The organism is Selenomonas ruminantium subsp. lactilytica TAM6421, from assembly GCF_000284095.1.
Lineage (GTDB): Bacteria > Bacillota > Negativicutes > Selenomonadales > Selenomonadaceae > Selenomonas_A > Selenomonas_A lactilytica.
In genome coordinates, this window is record NC_017068.1 from 1,550,276 (window position 1) to 1,573,766 (window position 23,491).

General features: G+C 50.0%; 24 protein-coding genes and 1 riboswitch. Of the genes, 17 read left to right on the forward strand and 7 right to left on the reverse strand.

Translation table 11 applies throughout. The features are described from left to right. The first annotated feature begins 33 nt into the window (after window positions 1–33). The 6 genes from SELR_RS07595 to SELR_RS07620 all read left to right on the forward strand — a co-directional run bounded on the left by SELR_RS07595 (window position 34) and on the right by SELR_RS07620 (window position 4,601). The gene (locus SELR_RS07595; RefSeq protein WP_041914331.1) at window positions 34–336 is read left to right on the forward strand and encodes a hypothetical protein; all 303 of its coding nucleotides are present in this window, start codon (window positions 34–36) and stop codon (window positions 334–336) included. Continuing rightward, entirely contained in the window at window positions 333–689 is a 357-nt protein-coding gene (locus SELR_RS07600; protein ID WP_041914332.1) for a hypothetical protein, read from the forward strand. Before SELR_RS07595 ends, SELR_RS07600 begins: the two co-directional genes overlap by 4 nt. A gap of 592 nt (window positions 690–1,281) precedes the next feature. After that, complete coding sequence (locus SELR_RS18855; protein WP_014424629.1) at window positions 1,282–1,500, forward strand: hypothetical protein; 219 nt, start codon at window positions 1,282–1,284, stop codon at window positions 1,498–1,500. 24 nt (window positions 1,501–1,524) lie between these two features. Further along, on the forward strand, window positions 1,525–2,442 hold the full coding sequence (locus SELR_RS07610) for a tyrosine-type recombinase/integrase (protein ID WP_269453573.1): 918 nt from the start codon (window positions 1,525–1,527) through the stop codon (window positions 2,440–2,442). A gap of 265 nt (window positions 2,443–2,707) precedes the next feature. Further along, window positions 2,708–2,812: riboswitch (SAM riboswitch) on the forward strand. Between the two features lie 120 nt (window positions 2,813–2,932). Further along, window positions 2,933–4,108 carry a methionine adenosyltransferase gene (gene metK / locus SELR_RS07615; RefSeq protein ID WP_041914679.1) on the forward strand — a complete coding sequence of 392 codons (1,176 nt, stop codon included), beginning with the start codon at window positions 2,933–2,935 and terminating at the stop codon, window positions 4,106–4,108. 127 nt (window positions 4,109–4,235) lie between these two features. Beyond that, entirely contained in the window at window positions 4,236–4,601 is a 366-nt protein-coding gene (locus tag SELR_RS07620) for a hypothetical protein (RefSeq protein WP_014424632.1), read from the forward strand. A 37-nt stretch (window positions 4,602–4,638) separates the two neighbouring features. Here the strand turns inward: SELR_RS07620 and lgt are convergent, their stop codons facing one another. Beyond that, window positions 4,639–5,418 (reverse strand): prolipoprotein diacylglyceryl transferase, encoded by a 780-nt coding sequence (gene lgt / locus SELR_RS07625; RefSeq protein ID WP_014424633.1) that lies wholly within the window; start codon window positions 5,416–5,418, stop codon window positions 4,639–4,641. A 173-nt stretch (window positions 5,419–5,591) separates the two neighbouring features. Here lgt and ylxM point away from each other — a divergent pair, with 173 nt between their 5' ends. The 10 genes from ylxM (at window position 5,592) to rfbB (ending at window position 12,364) form a co-directional block, all read left to right on the forward strand. Continuing rightward, entirely contained in the window at window positions 5,592–5,960 is a 369-nt protein-coding gene (gene ylxM / locus SELR_RS07630) for a YlxM family DNA-binding protein (RefSeq protein ID WP_014424634.1), read from the forward strand. Next, a complete protein-coding gene (ffh, locus tag SELR_RS07635) occupies window positions 5,957–7,339 on the forward strand; it encodes a signal recognition particle protein (RefSeq protein WP_014424635.1) in 1,383 nt (460 codons plus the stop codon). Before ylxM ends, ffh begins: the two co-directional genes overlap by 4 nt. A 39-nt stretch (window positions 7,340–7,378) precedes the next feature. After that, window positions 7,379–7,648: a 30S ribosomal protein S16 gene (rpsP, locus tag SELR_RS07640; RefSeq protein ID WP_014424636.1), complete on the forward strand. Its 270-nt coding sequence runs from the start codon at window positions 7,379–7,381 to the stop codon at window positions 7,646–7,648. A 15-nt stretch (window positions 7,649–7,663) separates the two neighbouring features. Next, on the forward strand, window positions 7,664–7,891 hold the full coding sequence (locus SELR_RS07645) for a KH domain-containing protein (RefSeq protein ID WP_014424637.1): 228 nt from the start codon (window positions 7,664–7,666) through the stop codon (window positions 7,889–7,891). A 77-nt stretch (window positions 7,892–7,968) separates the two neighbouring features. Further along, entirely contained in the window at window positions 7,969–8,400 is a 432-nt protein-coding gene (locus tag SELR_RS07650) for a YlqD family protein (protein ID WP_014424638.1), read from the forward strand. Then, on the forward strand, window positions 8,372–8,917 hold the full coding sequence (rimM, locus tag SELR_RS07655; protein WP_014424639.1) for a ribosome maturation factor RimM: 546 nt from the start codon (window positions 8,372–8,374) through the stop codon (window positions 8,915–8,917). The genes SELR_RS07650 and rimM overlap by 29 nt, the downstream gene beginning before the upstream one ends. Next, window positions 8,907–9,641 carry a tRNA (guanosine(37)-N1)-methyltransferase TrmD gene (gene trmD / locus SELR_RS07660; RefSeq protein ID WP_014424640.1) on the forward strand — a complete coding sequence of 245 codons (735 nt, stop codon included), beginning with the start codon at window positions 8,907–8,909 and terminating at the stop codon, window positions 9,639–9,641. The genes rimM and trmD overlap by 11 nt, the downstream gene beginning before the upstream one ends. Before the next feature lie 205 nt (window positions 9,642–9,846). Further along, on the forward strand, window positions 9,847–10,719 hold the full coding sequence (gene rfbA, locus SELR_RS07665) for a glucose-1-phosphate thymidylyltransferase RfbA (RefSeq protein WP_014424641.1): 873 nt from the start codon (window positions 9,847–9,849) through the stop codon (window positions 10,717–10,719). A 17-nt stretch (window positions 10,720–10,736) separates the two neighbouring features. Beyond that, a complete protein-coding gene (gene rfbC / locus SELR_RS07670; protein WP_014424642.1) occupies window positions 10,737–11,297 on the forward strand; it encodes a dTDP-4-dehydrorhamnose 3,5-epimerase in 561 nt (186 codons plus the stop codon). A gap of 23 nt (window positions 11,298–11,320) precedes the next feature. Beyond that, window positions 11,321–12,364, forward strand: coding sequence for a dTDP-glucose 4,6-dehydratase (rfbB, locus tag SELR_RS07675; RefSeq protein WP_014424643.1), 1,044 nt, complete (start codon window positions 11,321–11,323; stop codon window positions 12,362–12,364). Window positions 12,365–12,642: 278 nt separating this feature from the next. On the opposite strand, the gene SELR_RS07680 is transcribed toward rfbB, so the two are convergent. The 6 genes from SELR_RS07680 to SELR_RS07705 form a co-directional block, all read right to left on the reverse strand. After that, complete coding sequence (locus tag SELR_RS07680; RefSeq protein WP_014424644.1) at window positions 12,643–16,479, reverse strand: PolC-type DNA polymerase III; 3,837 nt, start codon at window positions 16,477–16,479, stop codon at window positions 12,643–12,645. Window positions 16,480–16,561: 82 nt separating this feature from the next. Then, window positions 16,562–17,083 (reverse strand): lytic transglycosylase domain-containing protein, encoded by a 522-nt coding sequence (locus SELR_RS07685; RefSeq protein ID WP_331386702.1) that lies wholly within the window; start codon window positions 17,081–17,083, stop codon window positions 16,562–16,564. A 73-nt stretch (window positions 17,084–17,156) separates the two neighbouring features. Next, window positions 17,157–17,765 (reverse strand): dephospho-CoA kinase, encoded by a 609-nt coding sequence (gene coaE / locus SELR_RS19245; RefSeq protein ID WP_014424646.1) that lies wholly within the window; start codon window positions 17,763–17,765, stop codon window positions 17,157–17,159. Next, a complete protein-coding gene (gene mutM, locus SELR_RS19250) occupies window positions 17,765–18,595 on the reverse strand; it encodes a bifunctional DNA-formamidopyrimidine glycosylase/DNA-(apurinic or apyrimidinic site) lyase (RefSeq protein ID WP_014424647.1) in 831 nt (276 codons plus the stop codon). Before mutM ends, coaE begins: the two co-directional genes overlap by 1 nt. 1 nt (window position 18,596) lies before the next feature. Further along, the gene (gene polA, locus SELR_RS07700; protein ID WP_014424648.1) at window positions 18,597–21,206 is read right to left on the reverse strand and encodes a DNA polymerase I; all 2,610 of its coding nucleotides are present in this window, start codon (window positions 21,204–21,206) and stop codon (window positions 18,597–18,599) included. Between the two features lie 34 nt (window positions 21,207–21,240). Beyond that, window positions 21,241–22,560, reverse strand: a complete 1,320-nt coding sequence (locus tag SELR_RS07705) for a L,D-transpeptidase (RefSeq protein WP_014424649.1) — start codon at window positions 22,558–22,560, stop codon at window positions 21,241–21,243. A 198-nt stretch (window positions 22,561–22,758) separates the two neighbouring features. Between SELR_RS07705 and SELR_RS07710 the strand changes: the two genes are divergently transcribed. Then, entirely contained in the window at window positions 22,759–23,403 is a 645-nt protein-coding gene (locus SELR_RS07710; RefSeq protein WP_014424650.1) for an HAD family hydrolase, read from the forward strand. The last annotated feature ends 88 nt before the right edge of the window (window positions 23,404–23,491 follow it).

Here is a 23,491-nt window from a genome sequence, read left to right on the forward strand (position 1 = left end):
GTTGCGTTATCCCCAATAAATCATGGGGAATATATGAAAAACAAGCAATCCCAAATATTTAGGAGTATTTTTTCAACTGAGACAAGGGGGTTATTTATCGCACAACTTTTCTGGGGGTGTTACATCTTTTGTGGGGATTATCAAAAGACCTCCCAGCCAATTACGGTTTTGGGAGGTCTTCTTTCTGTTCTGGCGACTTTAGTCGCAATTGCCATCTATATATACTATAGCACAGAAATTGATTTTATTAAAGAAAAATTAGAAAAAGTCTTGTCTTTTTTGTATAAAGAGTATAATTTTATACAGTTGTTTAAGAATGGAGGAATCTTACTATGAAGAAACTGTTTTTACTATCTATGCTGGTACTCAGTATTTTTCTAGGTCAGGCTGCTACCGAGCCCACCACGACATATGCGGCTGATTGTTATGCCGGTGCAGATGAATATGGCAATATCTTGTGGATTGATAGCAACAGTATCGAAGTTCACTGCATGAATCTTCGTTGCAGAACAGTCATGACATCGTCAGACGGACGGAGACTTGACACTGATTACTATCATTTTCAGAGAGAAAAAGGAACGAATAACTGGTATTATACGAACAAGCAATTCTCCCAGTGGCGATATGTCGGTAATGATCTTGCTGCACAGGTGATTCTGAATTATGTTCGCAGTAGATGCGAGCAGTAATGCATCTCATTGATGCAGAGAAATCCATGGTGAACTCTTTTTCCTGAAGCTGCATTCTTTCGGGAAACTCTATAATCTGGTCATCACCAGCCTGGCGAACTTTGCTGTTAGCATAAATATTCCTCCTTGCCCTTTCAAGGGGATAGTGATAGAATTAAGCATATAGAAAAAGAGGCCGTTGGTGTTTAGCGGCGTCAACGCTCCCTCTATATCTGTGATTGGGAAGGCTTGAACACACGCAGGTTCCACACTCCTTCCCTTTCAGGATGCCTAAAAGGCGCTGCTTATTTCAGCAAGGTAGCAACGCCAATCAGAACTTGAAGAATAGCCAGCAATTGCATGGCAAACTGATACTTCGTCATGGCACTACCTCCCTTCCAGAGGTGGCGCGGACACACCAACGGCCTTGTATCAGTATAGCATGCGGCTGGCTATTTTTCAATTGTCTGTCTTTTTTATTTGTGCTGTATCGGATGCACAACATAGCAAGGCAATATCATCCATAAGTGAAAAGATAAAGGCTCGCAAAGGAGTTGAATTCACTACGGATAAAGACAGGATGAAATATATAGGCTATGGCAGGAAAAGAGGGATGTGGAGGGTCAAGGTAGGGATCTCCGGAGAAATCAAGACGTTATCCGAAGGCTTTTTCGGTAAAGAAGACAGCGCCGCAGATAGGAACAAGGCCATGAAGATTCGTGACGGCCTCTGTGAAGACCTGAGTATCAAACTGAATTTCATGGCGGCCCAAAAAGAAGCAAAGCCTGTTGACCTGAAAAAGATGACGATAGGGGAGCTCCTGTCTAAATGATATGAGAAGAACGTACTGCCCAGGCTGACCTCGGAACGCAGCAAGGGATGGTACAATCAGGCGTTCAATGAGCATGTCCTGCCGTTCTTCGGTAATCTGAAGGTGGAAGAGGTGAGCAAGGATATCGTGCAGGCCTGGGTTGCGGATTTACGCTGGCACGGAAACAATCACAGGAAAGGGAGAGAGCTTAGCTCTGGTACTGTACGTCAGTGTATCGCAAAATTTAGGATATTCTGGCGATATCTGATAGAGGAGCGCAGCGTGGCTATCTTAGACCCCTGTGCGCGAATTTCGGTGGATTATACGCCTGTGCGGAAGAAGAAGGTCTTCAATGACTTAGCCAGGAAGAAGCTGTTGATTGCGGCAGGCAGGAAATATGGCTGGCTCTGGGAGACGCTTTTCCTGTTGTATTTTGAATCCCTCTGCAGAAGGGGGGAACTGGCAGGCCTTAAATGGCGTTATGTGGACTTTAAGAATAAACGATTCTATGTCGTGAATACGCTCATTGTGGACTATCAGAGGAACGTCATTGAAAAGCCATTCCCAAAGACTGAGAACAGCGAGGACTGGGTTCCGCTCTCTGACGATATGTGCCAGAGGCTTTTAAAGCTTAAGGCTATCCAGGAAAGCAGTGACCCGGCATTTTGTTCCAACAGCTATGTATTCAGGGAAGGCTACAGGGGAGGAACCTGGGATAAGTACATTTTTCCTGAGTTTATCAGCGCAAGGTTCCGTTATGCCTGCAAGATGGCAGGACTTAAAAACTATACGCTGCACGGGACAAGGAAGACCGGATTCAGCAGGCTGGTCAACAAGGGAGTAGACCCGATGGTTGTCGCGTCTATCGGACGGTGGAAGAATCCGAAAGTGCCGTCCCAGCATTACTATCAAGTGGACGAACTTACGAAATCAAATGTGATGAAACAGAAGCTGTTCTCTTGAAGTTACACAGATGTAAGTTGATAACACTACCCCTCGGAAATGAAGAGATGACACTAAACCCGTTTTCTAATGAAAAAATGGGTAATTTGGCAGCTGACTGATGATACGACGAAAAAGTTTTCAAGGTTCCTGAAAAGACGGAAAGCCTTGTCAGATAAGGGGTCGTAGGTGTTTTTGGGGGAATTATGAACGAGGTTCAAGTTGACAAAAAACTTGACAAATTCCAGTCAGTATCGTATTATTTAACTACAAAATGCTGAATATGTACTCATCAAGAGCGGTGGAGGGATAGGCCCTATGAAGCCGCGGCAACCATTGACATATGTCAAAACGGTGCCAATTCCTTTAGGTTTTACCTATAAGATGAGAGTTAAGAAGTGTAAGCTCTCGTTTTAACGAGGGCTTTTTCTTATGAATCGGGACGTGTGAGGGTATTCAGCAGTAATTATTTTTTCTACTAGGGAGGTAGATTTCATTGAGTAAGAAACGTATGCTTTTTACTTCGGAATCCGTAACGGAAGGTCATCCGGATAAAATGGCTGACCAGATTTCGGACAGCATCCTCGATGCCATCCTGGCTGAGGACCCGATGGGCCGTGTTGCCTGTGAGACGATGGTGACGACGGGACAGGTTCATGTGGTTGGTGAGATTTCCACGAAATGTTATGTGGATATTCCGAAGATCATTCGTGATACGGTAAAGGAAATCGGCTATACCCGGGCAAAATATGGTTTTGATGCCGCTACCTGCGGTATTCTCGTATCTCTGGATGAGCAGTCCCCGGATATTGCCCAGGGCGTTAATGAGGCCATTGAGTCCCGCGAGGGTGAAATGGATGTGGCTGAGGCCATCGGTGCTGGTGACCAGGGCATGATGTTCGGTTATGCAACGAACGAGACGCCGGAATTCATGCCCCTGCCTATTGCACTGGCTCATCGTCTGGCACGTCGTTTAACGGAAGTCCGCAAGAATGGCACGCTGCCGTACCTGCGTCCGGACGGCAAGACGCAGGTTACCATTGCTTATGAGGATGGCAAGGCCGTAGCTGTGGACACGATTGTCATCTCCACCCAGCATGATGAAGAAGTGACGCTGGAACAGATCCGCAAGGATCTTATCGAGCATGTAATCAAGCCCGTTGTGCCGGCTGAACTGCTTAAGGAAGATACGCGTATTTTTGTCAACCCCACGGGCAAGTTCGTTATCGGTGGTCCGCAGGGCGACTCCGGTCTTACGGGCCGCAAGATCATCGTTGACACCTATGGCGGCTGGGCCCGTCATGGCGGCGGCGCTTTCTCCGGCAAAGATCCTACGAAGGTGGACCGCAGTGCCGCTTATGCTGCCCGTTATGTGGCCAAGAATATCGTGGCTGCCGGCCTGGCTGACAAATGCGAAATCCAGCTGGCTTATGCCATTGGGGTGGCGTACCCGGTTTCCGTCATGGTTGATACCTTCGGCACCAACAAGGTGGATGAAGAAAAGATTGAAGAACTGGTAAGCAAGCACTTTGACCTGCGTCCAGCAGGCATCATCAAGATGCTCGACCTGCGTCGTCCTATCTACAAGCAGACGGCTGCCTATGGTCATTTCGGCCGTACCGATGTGGACCTGCCTTGGGAACACACGGATAAGGCAGATGTGCTGAAAAAAGAAGCCGGACTTTGATCCCAGATTGATTGGAAAAACCTCCCTACGGGGAGGTTTTTTTGTACGCAAAGGAAGGATATTAGGTGAAAATGTCTAATCATAATACATAGAAAAGTAAGTCAAAACTTGAGAGGAGTTGATTGCTATGCTGGTTTGGATTGAGCGTTTGGGACGCATGGGAGAAGAGGAGCTTTTTGGCTTTGGCTTGTCTCCTGAGTCGATTACAGGGGAAATATTGCTCGACCCGTTGGGGAATACCAGAATATGCAAGGAAAATCCTGCCATGTCAGATAGTCAGATGCTGGTAGTGAAGGCCAGGTTGGACGAGTGGATTCGCGATCTGGGATATTGTCAGCTGTCATGTATTTCCGCCCCGCATTATGTGGAACAGGAAGAAGAGACACCGAGAAAGTGGCGGCCGCGGGAGCTGGATCTGCGGCCATTGAATCTGCCCATGAAGGGAGAGCGTTTCCTGGCTGTTCCCGAGGAGGAATGGGCCGTGGCGATATAAGAAAAACGGGGCTGCTGTTGGGCAGTCCCGTTTTTCTTTAAGTCGCTGATTTTTTTCGTTGCAGATATAAAAAAGCAAAGAAAGCTAGTGTAAAGCCGATGGCGCTGGTGGTCTGACCGCTGGTCATAAAGCCCAGCACTTTTTCGGCGTAATCGCCTCGCAGGAATTCCAGGGCGAAGCGGGTGAGGCAATAGAGCATCACATAGAGGGAGAAACATTGTCCCTTTGCGTGTTTTATAGTGCCGCGGAAAATCAATAGCAGGGCAAAGATCACGATATCGAGCTGACCTTCCCAGATCTCTGCCGGCCATAGGGGCTGGGTGCCATAGGTATGGGCAGCCAGGGTGGTAGCGGGATAGACAATGCCGAAACTGCCACCGGTGGGCGCACCGAAGGCATCCCCGTTCAACAGGTTGGCACAGCGTCCCAAAGACTGGCCCAGGATGATAGCGGGAGCCAGCACATCCATCAGATGGAGCGTATCGAGTTTATGGTAACGGCAGTAGGCGATGCCCGTGAGCACCCCTAGGGTTACGCCGCCCTGAATGGCCATGCCGCCCTGCCAGACATTCAATATCTCCGTGAGATGATGGGAATAGTAATCCCAGTCAAAAAAGAACACATCCCAGAGCCGGGCGCCTAATAGTCCGGCCAGCCCACAATAGATGCCTAGGTCAACCACATATTTTTCCTCACCCCGGCCATCCTGTTTCACCAGATAATAGCCAACGCCGGTAGCCAGGATGATGGACAGGGAAATCACCAAACCATAGGAACGGATGGGAAAGTTACCGATAAAGAATAAGTATTGATGCATCTGCTTCGTCTCCTAAAATCTAATCTGTTTTAAATTATAACCGAATGAAAAAATTTTTTCCATAAATTTTACGGCTGACAAGGAAAAACACTTGACAGGATATCCTGCCTCCGCTATAATAGCCTATGTCAAGGGGCAAACCTTGGCACCTAATTTTTGAGCAGGTGATTATCATGATGGAGCAGTTCTTATATTTGTCCACACTTTTTGACTTGTATGGGGCACTCCTGACGGAAAAGCAGCAGGAATGCTTGCGCCTGCACTTGTTCGAGGACTTTTCGTTGTCGGAGATCGGCGAGGAGCTGGGCATATCCCGGCAGGCGGTTTACGACAATATCCATCGCAGTGAGAAGGCGATGGAGTCCTACGAAAAAAAGCTGGGACTGGCCTCGCGCTATAACAGGGAGCGTCAGGAGCTGGCAAAAATCTACGAGTCAATCAAAGGGCTAAAGCAGCCGGCCAATGCCAAGGCTGTTGATGAAGTCCTTGACCGATTGGAACCCTATATTGGACAGGGACTCGGTCAGGAGGTATCCGTTTGATATTTGAGAGTTTATCTGACCGTTTGCAGGAGACATTCAAGAAGCTTCGCGGTCATGGCAAGCTGACGGAAGATGACGTCAACGAAGCCATGCGGGAAGTGCGGATGGCACTTCTCGAAGCAGATGTCAACTTCAAGGTCGTTAAGAATTTCATCAAGACCGTCAAGGAACGGGCCATTGGTCAGGATATTTTGGAAACCCTGACGCCGGCTCAGGTGGTCGTGAAGATTGTTGATGAGGAACTTACGAACCTCATGGGCGGCACGCAGAGCCGCATCAACATGAGTCCGAATCCGCCCACCATCATTATGATGGCTGGTCTGCAGGGTGCTGGTAAGACCACTTCCGCTGGCAAGCTGGGCCTGTCCCTTAAGAAGCAGGGCAAACGGCCTTTGCTGGTTGCCTGCGATATCTACCGTCCGGCTGCTATCAAGCAGTTGCAGGTAGTAGGAAAGCAATTGGACATCCCCGTGTTCTCTATGGAGCAGGGTACGGATGCGGTGACCATTGCCAAATCATCCATTGCTTATTCGCAAAGCCATGCCAATGATGTCATCATCATCGATACGGCAGGCCGCTTGCAGATAGATGAAGCTCTGATGCAGGAGCTTCGCGATATCAAGGCGGAGGTCAAGCCTCACGAGATTCTGCTGGTTGTGGATGCCATGACTGGTCAGGAATCGGTCAATGTGGCTCAGACCTTCAATGAGAGCCTTGGCTTAGACGGTGTCATCATGACCAAGCTGGACGGCGATGCCCGCGGTGGTGCGGCCCTTTCCGTCAAAGCAGTCACGAATGTTCCCATAAAATTCGTCGGTGTGGGCGAGAAGCTGGAACCGCTTCAGCCTTTCCATCCGGACCGCATGGCCTCCCGTATCCTCGGCATGGGCGATGTGCTTTCCCTGGTGGAAAAAGCTCAGCAGACCTTCGATATGGAAGAAGCCAAAAAGATGGAGAAGAAGCTCCGCAAGGATGAATTCACCCTTGACGATTTCCTCTCCCAGATGCAGCAGGTCAAGAAACTTGGCTCGCTGGAAAATATCTTAGGCATGATTCCCGGTATGGGCGGTCTCAAAAAGCAGCTGGAAGGTCAGGATATCGACCTCGACGGCAAGGAAATGCGCCAGATTGAGGCCATTATCCGTTCCATGACGCCGAAGGAACGCGCTGACATCACCATCATCAACGGCAGCCGCCGCAAACGTATCGCCATGGGCTCCGGCACGAGAGTGCAGGATGTCAACAAGCTGTTGAAGCAGTTTGGCGAGATGAAAAAGATGATGAAGAAGATGAAAAAAATGCAGAAGGGCAAGGGTTTCCCTGGTCTGGGGTCGCTCGGTAACCTTGGCGGTTTCCCGAAGATGCCGTTCATGCGTTAATTTTTAAATCATTACACTTTCGAAAGGTGGTGAAATTTCATGGCAGTAAAGATTCGTTTGAACCGTATGGGTGCAAAGAAGAACCCCTTCTACCGTGTGGTAGTAGCTGATTCCCGCGCTCCGCGTGATGGTCGTTTCATCGAGATTCTCGGTAACTACGATCCCTCCAAGCAGCCGGCAGTTGTCAGCCTCAATGAGGAAAAGGTTCTTGATTGGATGAACAAAGGTGCTCAGCCGACCGATACCGTTAAAAATCTGTTCAGCAAGCAGGGCATTATGGCTAAGTTCGCTGAATCCAAGAAGAAGTAATTGGAGAGAAGCGACATGGAAAAACTTGTTGCAGTAATCGCCAAGTCCCTTGTGGAGCATCCGGAGTCCGTGGAGGTTTCTTCACGGCAGGAGGACGGGCAGACCGTGCTCAGCCTCCATGTGGCAGAAGATGACATGGGTAAGGTCATCGGACGTCAGGGGCGCATCGCCAAAGCCTTGCGCACCGTGGTCAAAGCCGCGGCCACTCGGGAAAATACGAAAGTCACGGTTGAGATTATTTAAATGAAAAGCGGCAGGATTACCTTTGGGTAACTTGCCGCTTTTTCCTATGAAAAAAGACAAAGAAAAGAGGAACTGTCATGGATTCTATTTCACTGAAAGTGCCTGTAACCATCAAGGCAAAATTAACGGAAAAACTCAAAAACAAGATTCTCACGGATTTGACGGAAGGTATCAACCGCGCCGAGCTGGAAGTGCAGCAGCTCAACATCCAGGAAAAGCGCGTAATGCAGGAAAACCAGCCGGCCAATGCCGAAGCTCCCACGGCTGAAGAAATTCAGCGCCTGCAGGCTATTCAGGCTCATTTCGGTGAGGAACGTAATAAGCGCCTGCAGTTCCGCGAGGAATCCCTGGCCCGCAAGGAAGAGATGGAAAAGATGGTCCTGGGCGCTGAAATCGTGCAGGGCACCCTCGAACATCAGGTAGAAGTTCATGTGGGCGACGATATGCGTGAGATCATGAACGTGGAAGTGCTGGTGGAAGATGACAAAGTTATCGCCATTCGCAGCTAAGAAAAACAAGCGCGACAAGAATCGCGTGACCATCGGCAAGGTGGGCGCTCCCCATGGTATCCATGGGGAAATGCGCATCATCCCGCTGACGGACTTTGTGGAACGCTTCGAGACTATGACGGAGGTCATGGTGGGCACGGAAATGCTCCATATCGAAAGCTGCAAGTACCACAAGCAGTATGTGCTGATGAAGTTCAGGGAATACCCTGTCCGTGAAGCTGCCATGAGTCTTACGGGCAGGCTGCTGACCGTTGACCGCAGCGAGGCTGCTCCCTTGAATGAAGGGGAGTATTACACCTTTGATATCATCGGTCTGACCGTTTACGATATGGATGGCAACGAATTGGGCAAGGTGGAAAATGTCCTGCGCACCGGCAGCAATGATGTCTATCAGGCCCGCCGTACGGATGGCGGGGAACTTTTGATTCCTGCCCTCAAAGCTGTGGTCAAGGAGATTGACGTGCCTGGCGGCCGTATGGTGGTTGATATGCCTGAGGAGATTTCCGATGCGCATTGATATGGTGACCATCTTCCCGGAGATGTTCTCCGGCCCCTTTGGTGACAGCATTACCAAGCGGGCTGTGGATAATGGCATCCTCGATATCCATTTCACCAATTTCCGGGACTTTGCCGAGGATAAGCATCATCATGTGGATGACAGCCCCTTTGGGGGCGGTGCGGGCATGGTCTTGAAGCCGGAGCCCATGTATAAGGCTGTACGGGACGTATTATCTCGCACAGAGCAGTATGCGGCTAATCGCCGAGTGCTGATCATGGATCCTTCCGGGCCTACCTTCAACCAGGCCAAGGCCAAGGAATTGGCGGGCTACGACCAGCTGATTTTTATCTGCGGCCATTATGAAGGTTTCGATGCCCGCATTTATAAACTGGCTGATGAGGCCATCTCCATTGGTGACTTCGTGCTGACCGGCGGGGAACTGCCGGCCATGGTCATTACCGACGCGGTATCTCGTATGCTGCCGGGGGTGCTGGGGCATGAAGATTCCGCTCCTACTGATTCCTTCTATGAAGGACTGCTGGAATTTCCACAGTATACCCGTCCCCGGGAATTCGAGGGGATGGCAGTGCCAGAGGTACTCCTGAATGGCGATCATGCCAAAATCCGTCAATGGAGGCGTGAGCAATCCCTGCTCGTTACAAAAAAATATCGTCCGGATCTGCTGGCCAAGGCAGACTTATCCGCGCAGGATAAGGAATTCCTGGCCACTGACAAGTCCTGAATGAAACAAGACTGCATGCAAGTATAAAATATTTGTATGCAGTCTTGTTACTATGAAATTTTAGTCAGTCAAGCCGCTAAGCGCAGAATGATTTAGATTTCGTGTAAGGGCGTAGTTTGCTGGAGAGAATATAGCAGGCTGTAGTAAAAATATGACTTTTGCGGTATAATATTAAACATGGCACATGATACGGAGGTGTTTTCTGTTGATTAAGAAGGGAATAATTCTGGCCGGGGGATCGGGGACGCGGCTTTATCCGCTGACTAAAGTAGTGTCCAAGCAGCTGATGCCGATTTACGACAAGCCGATGATATACTATCCGTTGAGTACGCTGATGTTGTCAGGGATCAAGGATATCCTGATCATCACCACGCCGCAGGACAGTGAACTTTTCCAAAAACTGCTGGGGGATGGCAATCAGCTGGGAATCAGCATATCCTATGCCGTACAGCCCAGCCCGGACGGTCTGGCACAGGCTTTCCTGATCGGGGAGGATTTTATTGCCGGTGACGGTTGTGCTCTGGTCTTGGGCGACAATATCTATTATGGTTCCGATCTGGCCAAGTCCGTGCAGCGGGCTGCATCTGTGGAAGAGGGTGCTACGGTTTTTGCCTATTATGTTTCCGATCCGGAACGATATGGCGTTGTGGAATTCGACGAGCAAGGCCATGCGCTGAGTCTTGAGGAAAAGCCAGCTGAGCCTAAGTCGAATTATGCGATTACAGGTTTATATTTCTATGATCAGGATATTGTAAGTATTGCCAAATCCATCAAACCATCGGCACGTGGGGAATTGGAAATCACCGATGTAAATAAGGTTTATCTTGAAGCGGGCAAGCTGTCTGTGGAGAAAATGCGCCGCGGCTTTGCCTGGTTGGATACCGGGACACATGAGTCCCTGCTGGATGCGGCATCTTTCGTGCGCACCATCCAGGCACGTCAGGGACTGAAAATTGCCTGTATCGAGGAAATCGCCTATCGTATGGGTTACATTGATGAAGAACAGGTCTTGCGCCTGGCAGAGCCCTTGGCCAAGAATGAGTATGGCCAATATCTGCAACAGATTGTAACGGAATAAATGGGAGTTTTGGGATAATGAAAGTAGCAGAAACAAAGTTAAAAGGTGTATATATTGTAGAACCACAGGTCTTTGGTGATGCCCGGGGCTGGTTTACAGAGAGCTGGTCGGAGAAAAAGCTCGCGGAAGCTGGCATCAAGGCTAATTTCGTGCAGGATAATCATTCCTATTCAGCCCAGAAGGGGACTTTGCGCGGCCTGCATTATCAGTTGAATCCCATGTGTCAGGCCAAGATGCTGCGCTGCACCCGAGGGAACATCTTCGATGTGGCTGTGGATATCCGCAAGGGTTCTCCCCAGTATGGCCAGTGGGTGGGGGTGGAGCTGTCGGCGGAAAATCACCAGCAGCTCTTCATTCCGCGCGGCTTTGCCCATGGGTTCATCACCCTTACGGATGATGTGGAAGTACAGTACAAGGCAGATAATTATTATGCGCCGGAGTGCGATGGCAATATCCGCTGGGACGATCCGGAAATTGGCATCGAATGGCCGTTGAAACCGGTGATCCTTTCGGACAAGGATAAGGTTGCACCTTTGCTCAAAGAGCGCATGGATTTGAATTTTATTTATGAGGGTTAAATAGTTTAAGGGGATTATTTTCTATGAATATCGTTGTTACCGGTGGTGCCGGTTTTATTGGTTCGAATTTTGTTTATTACATGCTGAAAAATCGTCCGGAAGATAAGATCATCTGCTTTGATAAGCTGACTTATGCGGGCAATATGGCTACGCTGGATGAAGCCATGAAGAATAAGAACTTCAAGTTCATCCGTGGGGACATTGCTGACCGCAAGGCCGTTTATCGACTGTTTGAAATGGAAAAGCCGGATGTGATCGTGAACTTTGCCGCAGAGTCTCATGTTGACCGGTCAATCGAAAATCCGGAAATCTTCCTGCAGACCAATGTGATCGGTACCAGCGTCCTGCTGGATGCCTGCCGCAAGTATGGCATTGACCGTTACCATCAGGTGTCCACGGATGAAGTTTATGGCGATCTGCCCCTGGACAGACCGGATCTGTTCTTTACGGAAACAACGAACCTGCACACGTCCAGCCCGTATTCAGCCTCAAAGGCATCGGCAGATCTGCTGGTCATGGCATATCATCGCACCTATAAGATACCGACGACGATTTCCCGCTGTTCCAACAATTATGGTCCGTTCCATTTCCCGGAAAAGCTGATTCCACTGATGATCATCAATGCGTTGGGCGGCAAGAAGTTGCCGGTATATGGTGATGGCCTCAACGTGCGCGACTGGCTCTATGTGGAAGATCATTGTGCCGCCATCAACCTGATCCTGCAGAAAGGCAAGGTCGGTGAAGTCTATAATATCGGCGGCCATAATGAAAAAGCCAATATCGATGTGGTCAAGACCATTCTGCAGCAGCTTGGCAAGGGCGAAGACATGATTGAATACGTCACGGACCGCAAGGGACATGACCGCAGATACGCCATCGATCCGACCAAGATCCATGACGAACTGGGGTGGCTGCCGGCAACCAAGTTTGAAGATGGCATCAAGGCAACCATCCAGTGGTATCTGGATAACCGGCATTGGTGGGAAGAAATCATCAACGGTGAATACCAGGATTATTATGAACGGATGTACGAAAAGAATTCCGATTTGGAATATGCACGCATCTGATCTGCGAAATTTTTTATGCAGAAAAAACGGACCTCACAGAATCGTTTCTAAGGGGTTTGTTTTTATTTTTAGGTATAAAGTATAGGACAGGAATTTAAAATCGCTGACAGAGGCTGTTAGCGGCAATAAAAATCTTTCCAAAATATAACTTCCGATAATTTATACTTATCGGAAGTTATCCACAGAAATTTGTTGATAAGTAAAACCCGGTTGATTTTATCTGCAGTAAATCCAACCGGGTTTCCTTTTTCTATTAGCTAAAAAATATTTGTCTGCATTTAACAGAACAATGCTATCTGATCTGTCTCCCCCATGCCACCCAAGCAGCCATGATCTTTAAGGATATCAATATTTGTCTTGGAGATACCGGTACGGCGGCGCAGATCTTCAATGCTGGTAAAGATACCATCCCGGCGGGCTTCCACAATGCTTTGGGATGCTTTGGCACCCATGCCTCCCAAACTTGCCAATGGCGGCAACAATGACTTTTCATGGATGATGAACTTCTCGGCGTCTGATGTGTAGATATCTACATTCTCACAATCATAGCCTCTGAGATACATCTCCCAAGCCAGCTGCAATACAATCAATGTGGCATTCTGCTTGGCATCCAGTTTTTTCTCCTTGGAGATCTCCTCCAGCTCTTTGATCTTTTCGCCAACAAATTCCTGGCCGCGGGCGATGACGTTGGCATCGAACTCATCGGCACGGATGGAAAAATATGCTGCGTAATAAGCCAATGGATAATGCACCTTGCAGAAGGCGATGCGGTAAGCCATCATAACGTAGGCCGTCGCATGGGCCCGGGGGAACAGATATTTGATCTTCTGGCAGGAATCGATATACCATTGGGGAATATCCCCATCCTGCAGCTTCTTCACCACATCCGGATCGATGCCCTTCCCCTTTCGCACTTTTTCCATGGTCTTGAAGGACAGCAATGGATCGATGCCGTGATGGATCAGATACATCATGATATCGTCACGGGCCGAGATGGCATTCTTGATGGTACACTGGCCGCTGCGGATCAGATCCTGGGCATTGCCCAGCCACACGTCGGTACCATGGGAGAAACCAGAGATGCGTACCAGGTCCGAGAATACATCGGGGTTGGTATCGTCAATCATCTGTCGGGTAAAGGGCGTACGGAATTCGGGAATGCCAAAGGTTCCGGAGGTTGCCCCCAGCTCTTCCGGCGTTACTCCTAATGCATCCGTACAGTTGAACAAGGACATGGTGGCCACATCGTCAAAGGGAATGGTCTTCGGATCGCGGCAGGTCAAATCCTCCAGCATCTTGATCACAGTCGGATCATCGTGGCCCAGGATATCCAGCTTAACCAGACGGCTGCTGATGGAATGGTAATCGAAATGGGTAGTGATGGTACCGCAGTTCATATCATTGGCCGGATGCTGGATGGGTGTGAAGAAATGCACGTCCATATCCCGGGGCACTACCATGATGCCTGCCGGATGCTGGCCCGTGGTGGACTTAACGCCCATACAGCCATGGGCCAATCGGTCGATATAGGAGATATGCTTCTTTATCCCCTTTTCTTCAAAATACTTTTTCACATACCCAAAGGCAGTCTTATCCGCCACGGTCTGGATGGAACCGGCACGGTATACATTGTCCTTGCCGAAGAGGATTTCCGTGTACTTATGGGCCACGGGCTGATAAGTACCGGAGAAGTTCAGGTCGATATCGGGAACCTTGTCCCCATCGAAGCCCAGGAATACGGCGAAGGGGATATCATGGCCGTCCTTGATGAGCGGTGTGCCGCAGACAGGACAATCCATATCCGGCAGGTCATAGCCGCAGCCGTAGGAACCATCAGTGATAAACTTGCTGTACTGGCAATGGGGGCAGCGCCAATGCGGAGGCAAAGGGTTAACCTCGGTAATGCCTGTCATGGTGGCGATAAAGGACGAACCTACGGAACCACGGGACCCTACCAGATAGCCATCGTCGTTGGATTTTTTCACGAGACGCTGGGCAATCAGATACAATACGGAGAAGCCATGACCAATGATGGGTTTCAGCTCCTGCTGGAGCCTGGCTTCCACGATTTCCGGCAGATTCTCGCCATACATGGCTTTGGCCCGGTTATAGGACATGGATTCGATTTCCTCGTCGGCACCGGGAATCATGGGGGAATAAAGATCATCCGGAATGGGTTTGAACTTCTCAATCATATCGTTGATCTTCCGAGGATTGGTCACCACGGCTTCATAAGCCGCCTCTTTCCCCAGATATTCAAACTCCGCCAGCATTTCCTCCGTGGTCCGGAGATACAGGGGCGGCTGCATATCCGCATCTTCAAAGCCTTTTCCTTTCATCAATATAGCGCGGTAAATATAGTCATCGGGATTCAGGAAATGCACATCGCAGGTAGCCACAAGCATCTTGCCCAGTTTTTTGGCCAGCTCGGCCACCTTGAGGTTGATGTCAATCAAATCCTGGTCGGTATTGATATCCGGAAATTTATCGCTACGCTTGAGGAAGTCGTTGTTATGGATGGGCTGGATTTCCAGATAATCGTAGAAGGAGGCAATTTCGATAAGCTGCTCCTCACTCTGCCCCTCCACAATGGCTCGGATCAGCTCCCCTGCTTCGCAGGCAGAACCAATGATGATGCCATCCCGGAATTCCTCGATGATTTTCTTGGGCAGACGGGGCTGACGGTGGAAATATTTGACATGGGACAAGGAAACCAGCTGATAGAGATTCCGCAGGCCGTTGGGATTTTTCGCCAGAAAGATGATATGGTTAGCCCGCTTCTGTTCAAAATCGTCACCGGTCAGATAACCTTCCATGCCATAGATGACCTTGATATTGAGTTTTTCAGCAGCTTTGGCCGCATCCGGATACGCCTGCACCACGCCGTGGTCCGTGATGGCAATGGCCGGCCAGCCCCAGCTGTCGGCAGTCTTGATCAGGTCTTTCACGGATACCACGGCGTCCATGGCACTCATGGTGGTATGGGCATGAAGCTCCACCCGCTTGACTTCGGCGTTATCCTGCCGCTTCTTCATTTCCTTTTTCGCCAGGGAATCCACAAAGACCACATACTCATTCATATAGGTATCAAATCGCACAGAGCCCTTGATACGCACGGCCATGCCCTCTTTGAGCTTGCCCATGATCTCGTCATAATCTTCTTCCTGACCATTGCGTCCCTTGCCGGGCTTGAAGAATTTCTTGCAGGCAATGCCGTCGGATTCATCGGACAGGCAGAAAGCCAGCATCTTCGTGCCGGTCTTGAACTCGATCGTCTTGAGGCCAGAGCCGGCACCTTCACCGATAAAACCTTCCAGAATGACGCTTTTCGTCTCACCTTCCAGCTCAGCGATAAGCTGCCGCTCGCCCATGATGCTGCGGCCAAAGATGGTATTGCCAGCCCCCTGAACCACCACAGGACGGGAAAGATCTTCCCGCTTGGGCGCTGGTGCGGCCTTAGGCTTATGCTCGCTGGCTGCCTTCGGCGCCGGTGCTGCTTTAGGAGCAGCCTTGACTTCTGTCTGAGCCTCGGCCACTCGTTCCTTATGCAGGGCCGCATGATATTCGGGAGTATCAAAGCAGTCATCAACCGAAAGATTCTGCAGGACTTCATCACTGGCCTCGCAGGTTACGGGGCAACGATAGCCCAGCATATCCTTGATGGCTCTGCCCATAAGCTGGGTTACCGCATGGGCCCGCATGATCTCGCCGCCAAGCTCACCGGGAACCTTGATAATAAGTTTGCTTCCGTCAACCACATATTTCGAGCGTTTCAAAAGCTGGAAGACTGTGGGATTGCCCTCGGCTACAATAGTAACCAGCTGCGGCCAGACCTTGCGGATGCCATCGTCGATATCAATGATATCTTGATAGAAAATAACCGCCTGCAGATTACACTTGCCCTTGATCTGCTCAGCCGCCCGCTGCAAGAGTGCATCCGGAATAAGCGTCTGGCTGGTCAACGCAATTTCCCAAAGGCTGGTCTTGATACTGACCTCCACATGACGGATCACCGCATTCTTGAGCAGTGTCTTCTCCTCGTCCTGCAAAGTCATCCCCTGCACCAACTGCCAAAACATATTCTCCTGTTGCGGAACAATGCGATACTTCTGCATACGAACAAACATACTCCTTACAAGTCAGCTTTATTTTTCTTTTGGTACTTTTCTTTGCCCCAAAGAAAAGTACATAGACAACTTATTCTGGGTAAAGTTCTCTATACTTCTTGCGGTCTCCAATGACCTGTCTCACATAATCCCGGGTTTCCTTAAAAGGAATGGCATCAATATCATGGAATTCATAGTTCCAATCATTTTCCTCCATCCACGATTTGACATTGCCGCGCCCCGCATTATAGGCGGCCAGCGCCAGCACATCATTGCCCTTGAATTCCTTCTCTAATTCGGCCAGATACCAGGTTCCATAGCGGATATTGCGGTCCGGTTCATGGAGATTCTCCAGACTGTAGTTCCGGTCACCAATCTGTCCCGCAATCCATTCCGCCGTATCCGGCATCAGCTGCATAAGCCCCACTGCCCCACGATGGGAACGGGCCGTATGCTTGAATTTACTTTCGCTCTTGATGACGGCAGCGGTCAGGTTGCTGTCCACATGATAGACCTCCGCATATTTCATCACCGTATCATGATAGGGGTACACATAAAAATACTTGCGTTGTACAGGCTCGAACTGCAATACAAAGAATGCACTCAAACTCACAAGAAAAATAAATAAAGCAACGCAAAAGCAGGTGGCCATGCGTCGCTGAATACGCCGATTTTGCTGGACCCTGTCACGAAATCCCTGCATGGGTCCACTCCTTCCAAAGTTTTTCTGCCTGGGCAAAACTTTCCTCCAGGCTGCCATTGTTGTCGATGAAACTGTCCGCCCGCTGTTTTTTCTCTGCCAGCGGCATCTGGGCTGCAATGCGCCCCTTTGCCTCGGCCTCTGTATAACCATTGCGCCGCATCAGGCGTTCCAGCTGGGTGGCTTCATCCACAAACACCAAACAATTCTCCTCTGTCATTTTATCCCATCCGGCTTCAAAGAGCAATGGCACATCGAGGATAATGACCGGAAAATTTTTTCGCTGCATACACTCGATCTGCTGCCGCATCACATGGGCCAGTATCGGATGGGTATGGTCATTGAGCCACTGGCGCTCATTCTCATCGGCAAAGACCTTCCGTCCGATAGCCCGGCGGTCAAGGGTGCCATCGGGCTGGAGGATACCCTCACCAAAATGCTGCACATAGATCTTATAGAGTACCCGTCGGGGCTTGGACAGATGATGGGCAATGACATCCACATTGAGGACCGCCGCGCCTTTTTCCCGGAAGAATTTGGCCATGGTGCTTTTGCCACTGGCGATACCGCCGGTAAGACCGATAATCCTTGCCATTAGCATCCCTCCTGACAATGGGGACAAAAGTGGGTGCCTCTGCCGCCAACGGTAATGCGTTCAATGGCTGTATGGCAATTGCGGCAGGGTTCCCCTTTGCGTCCATAGACATAGAGGTGTTCCTGATGGCTGCCCTTGCCGCCTTCCCCATTCTGATAATCGCGGAAGGTGGTGCCGCCATCTTCGATGCCGGCGGCAATCACCTGATTGACACTTTCCCATAGCCGTCTGCATTCCTCTGCTGACAGAGATTTAGCCGGCCGCAAAGGATGAATGCCGGCCAAAAACAAGGCTTCATCCGCATAGATATTGCCAATACCGCCAATGTATTTCTGATTGAGCAGAAAGGACTTGATGGCTGTTTTCCGCTGACTGGCCGCTTGCTCCAGATACGCCGGCGTAAACTCCACTGACAATGGCTCCGGCCCCATCTCGGCCAAGCCTTTCAGCATAATCAGCTCCTGCGGTTTGAGCCCATGGATGGTGCCTAAGGTGCGGGTATCCCCATAGACAAGCGCGCCTCCGTTCTCCAGCTGAAAGATAACTCTGGCATGGCTGTCAGCAGTATTTCCCGTAGGCTCGTAAACCAGCCGTCCGGTCATGCGCAGATGAAAGACGACTTCGTTATCGTTATCCAGCTCCATCAGGAGATACTTGCCGCGGCGGGCCATCTTTTTGATGGTCCGGCCCGTGACCAGGGCGCGGAATCCTTCGGTATCTGGCCATTTGATCATGCGGGGCAGGCGGATGTCCAGATCCATGATTTTTTTCCCTGCCACCTGCGTATCCAGGTAGCGGCGGATGATTTCAACTTCCGGCATTTCTGGCATCTTACTTCGCCTCCGCCCAATTCTTGCCTGCATGGATATCGATAAGCAACGGAACGGATAACTCCGTTACCTGTTCCATGGCTTCCTTGAGGATTTTTTCCACCTGTTCCCGCTCGCTGTCAATGACTTCCAGCACCAATTCATCGTGAACCTGTACCAAAATACGGCTCTTTACATCGGCTTCTTTCAGCTTATGATAGACGGCAATCATAGCCAACTTGATGATATCCGCAGCCGCCCCCTGAATAGGTGTGTTCATAGCCATTCTTTCCGCTAAGGATCGCTGCATAAAGTTGCGGCTGTTGATGGCGGGCAAATCCCGGCGACGGCCAAAAATCGTCGTCACATAGCCATCGGCATGGGCCTTTTCCACCGTATCGTCGATGAACTTCTTGACGCCGGTATAGCGGGCAAAGTAATTGTCAATGTACTGCTTGGCATCCTTTTTGGCAATATGCAGATCCTTGGCCAGGCCAAAGTCGCTGATGCCATAGACAATGCCGAAGTTGACCGCCTTGGCATGGCTGCGCTGCTGGCTCGTCACTTCATCCAGCGGCACATTGAAGACCTCTGAAGCCGTGCGGGCATGGATATCCTGATTCTGCCGGAATGCATCCATGAAGCGTTCATCCTGAGACGCATGGGCCAGGATGCGCAGTTCAATCTGGGAATAGTCCGCCGATAACAGGCAATCATAGCCATCACCTGGTTCAAAGAGCGCCCGGATGGCCTTACCTTCCTCCGTACGCACGGGGATATTCTGCAGATTCGGATCGGAACTAGAGAGTCTGCCCGTAGCCGTCACGGTCTGGTTGAAGGTGGTATAGATACGGCCTTCCTTACCAATCAAGTCACGCAGGCCATCGATATAGGTGGATTTGAGCTTGCTCAAAGTGCGGAAATGCAGGACCTGTTCCACAATCGGATGTTTGTCCCGCAAGGCTTCCAATACTTCTGCATTGGTGGAATACCCGGTCTTGGTCTTTTTCACCGGAGGCAGTTCCAGACGCTCGAACAGGACTTCTCCCAACTGCTTGGGGGAGTTGATATTGAATTCCATGCCGGCCAGCAAATGGATATCTGCCTGCAGAGATTCCAGCCGGCTTTCCAGCTCACGGCCTTTTTTATCCAGCTCATCCCGGTTGATATAGATGCCGTTCTGCTCAATGGCAGCCAATACTTCCACCAGCGGCAGTTCAATCTCCCGGTAGAGCTTATCCAACTGCAATTCGCCCAACTTAGCGTTCAGAATGGGCTGCAATCTTGCCAATACATGTGCCTGCCAGGCAGCTTCCTCATATTCGTCGGCAAAAGCAGCAGGCTTGACTTCCTGCGGCAGATACTCCGCAGCCAGGCGTTCCAGCTCGTATTTGCTGGCCTCAGGATTCAAGAGATAAGCCGCCAGCTCCACATCAAAATAGCGATCTGCCGGAGTAAAGCCTGCCTGATAGTAAGCCTTGAGGTTATAGACAGTCATATCCTTTTGCGCACAAATCTCTTTGGCCAAGGCCAAATCTTCGTCAGCATCCACCAAAATCATGTTCTGTGCAGGCAGGGTGCAGATGAGCAAAGCCTTTACGCGAGCAAAGGGCTTCTCCTGCGCAAAAATGCCACTAACAGCTAAACTGTCAGCTGCAGTCAATTCCCTCTGCAGATCCTGTCCCTGCAGCCGCGTATAGTGCAGGTCTGCTGCAACTGCCTCCGGCATAAAGAATTCCAGCACGGGATTATCATCGCCTTCTCCATAGAGTTTGGTGAAGTTCTTCCAGACTGCCTTCAGCTCATAAGCATCACAGAAAGCACGCATCTTCTCGTGGTCCGGGGTGATATCATAGCTGTCCCATGCCAGTTCCATATCCGGCACATTGCATTCAATGGTGGCCAGCTCTTTGGAAAGCACCGCCTGTTCTTGATTGTTTACCAGATTTTCCTTGAGCTTCTTGCCGGAGACTTCGTCAATATGTTCATAGACACCTTCCAGGGAGCCATAGGCAATCAGGAGCTTCCCGGCAGTCTTGGGCCCCACATTGGGCACGCCGGGAATATTATCCGAGGTATCCCCCATCAAGCCTTTGTAGTCAATCAATTTGATAGGCTCAAAGCCGTATTCTTCTTCAAAAGCAGCCTCATCATATTCCTTGATGTTGGTTATACCTTTCTTGGTCAGCAGTACTTTCAGATTAGGCCGCACCAACTGCAGGGCATCCTTATCCCCCGTCACCACCAAAACATCGTGACCTGCTCCTGCCGCCTTTGTCGCCAAGGTGCCGATGATATCATCCGCCTCATAGCGTTCCTTTTCGATAAATGAGATACCAAAAGCTGCTGCAAATTCATGCAGCAGCGGAATCTGGGCGAGGAGCTCTTCCGGTGTTTTGTCCCGGGTTCCCTTGTAGTCAGCATACCGTTCCGTACGGAAGGTCTTTCTGCCCTTATCAAAGGCAATGACCAGTTTATCCGGCTTCAGCTCACTCAACAGCTTCGTGAGCATATTGGAAAAGCCGAAGATGGCATTGGTATGGTGGCCCTGGGAATCCGTCAAGTCAGGCAGAGCGTAAAAAGCACGATACATCAGGCTGCTGCCATCCAAAATCACAAAACGCTGGTTCAAGCGAATTCCTCCTATTCAATTACTTCTGCTCGTATTACTTGGTCTTTTTGTCCTTAGACTGTTTCGTCCCGACTTTGGCCTCTGCCTTGCTTTCCGTTTTTACTTCAGCTTTAGCATCATTTTTTACCTCAGACTTATCGGCACTATGATCGATTTTCTGCGTGGCATCGATTTTTCCATCCTGGTCAACTTTGGCAGGTTCCTGCTTTTCAACCGGTACGAATTTCATGACATAGTTATTGTTGTCCAGTGCGCCCCCAAGCTTGAAGAGCGTCTTGGCATCTTCTGCCTTGCAGTAAAGCACATCCTTCTTGTCCACACCGGGAGCCGTGCCTAAGGTGCTGATCAGCTTCTGTGTCGTAGAATCCCAGCCTAAGTTGACATGGGCGGCATCAGCCAGATCGATTGCCGGCAAATACATGACGCCATCCTGCTCAACGGCCTTGTTCTTCATCTTCTCGCCATTGACATAGAGCGGATAAACCTTGGCTACATAAGTGGGCTCACCATCGGAAGCATTGATCTTTGCTTCGATATCCTCATTGCTGACGAAATTGGCTACACCATAGCCGGCCAGCCACTTATTGACATCTTCCACGCTGAGATTCTGCCAGCCATAACCATCCGGATAGATATAATAGACAACGGTGTTGTCATCCAGCTTTTCAACCACAACGCGGTTGTAAGTGATTTCTACCGGCGTACCGATTTTCACCATATCGAAGAGTGCTTCCACATCCTTCTCATGCATGCGGATGCAGCCATTGGATACATAATGGCCGATGGAATTGGGGCGATTGGTACCATGGATGCCGTAATTGCCCTGAATCTCCATCCAACGATAACCCAGCGGGCAATCCGGGCCGGAGGCAATGCTTCTGCCCGTAGAAGGATCCGTCCAGGTCGGATTATAGTCCTTAGAACGAATCTTGTAATAGCCTACCGGAGTCGGCGTGGAAGCCTTGCCCGGGCCAATGGGATACAGGCGGATCTTTTTGTTGCCTTCAAACAGGGCCAAAGAGCGGGCGGCAAGATTGATGGAAATCTTCTTTTCCAGAGACTTCTTTTCCGTTTCTGCCGGAGCCGGTTTCTCCTGCTTGTTTTCGACAGCAGGTGCAGGCGCAGCCTGGGCAGCAGTGCTTTCCTCAGGCTCTGCCTTCGGCTGCTGAGCGGCTACCGCTGCCTGACCGGCAGCTACGGCAGCTGCCTTCTCCTCCATCGTCGGTTCCTTTATCTGGACGGACATGTCCGCAAAGGTAGGAACGTGATCTGTTGGCTCTGCTGCCACATAGGAACTCACACCACCGGTCAGTAAAGCCGCACCGACCAAACCCGCACAAATATTCTTGAGCATATTGAAATCTCTTCTCTCTCATAAATTTGACCAGTCAAAACTGACTTGTCAATTTGACCGGTCACCTTTATATCCTACCATTTGCCCGTGTATTTTTCAAGGCAATAATCATAACTTTTCCCTGCGTTGTTTCCCTCTGAGCGTATTCCGTGTTATCATGTAAGATAATCAGATCTTACATACGAAAGGCGGCCTTTGATGAAAAACTATCAATTATATCTTTTTGACTTTGACTATACACTTGCTGATTCTTCGGCGGGTATTGTAAAATGCTTTCAGACTACTCTGGAAAAGTCAGGCTTACCTGCCGTAGAAAAGGACACTATCTGCCGCACGGTTGGCCTGCCCATGCGCGAGGCTGTTATGCGCATTACGCAAAACCGGGATGAAGCTGCCTGTGATGCCTTTATCGCTGCCTATAAAAAAGAGGCTGACCGCTATATGACACCAATGACGCATTTTTATCCGCAAACCATCCCCTTGCTTACCGAGTTGAAGGCCCGTGGCGCCAAAGTTGGTATTATATCCAGCAAGACGCGCAGCCGCATTGCCGAGAAATTTGTGCAGGATGGCTATGCGCATCTTATTGACCATATTATCGGCAGTGATGACGTAAAAACACTCAAACCCAGCCCTGAAGGCATCCTTGCAGCCCTGCAGCACTTTGGCCTTGAGCATGACAAGATTCTTTATACCGGGGATAATCTTGTTGACGCCCAGGCTGCGCAAAACGCCAAAGTGGATTTTGCCGCTGTGACAACTGGCACTACCCCTGCTGCTGATTTTGCTGCTTACCCGCATATCGCTATACTGTTTGATATTGGACAGCTTATCAATTTATAAATAATACAGGACGATAAAAGGCTGCCGTACAAGTAAGCTATACTTGATACGACAGCCTTTTGGCATGAGGATTATGATTTAATCATGT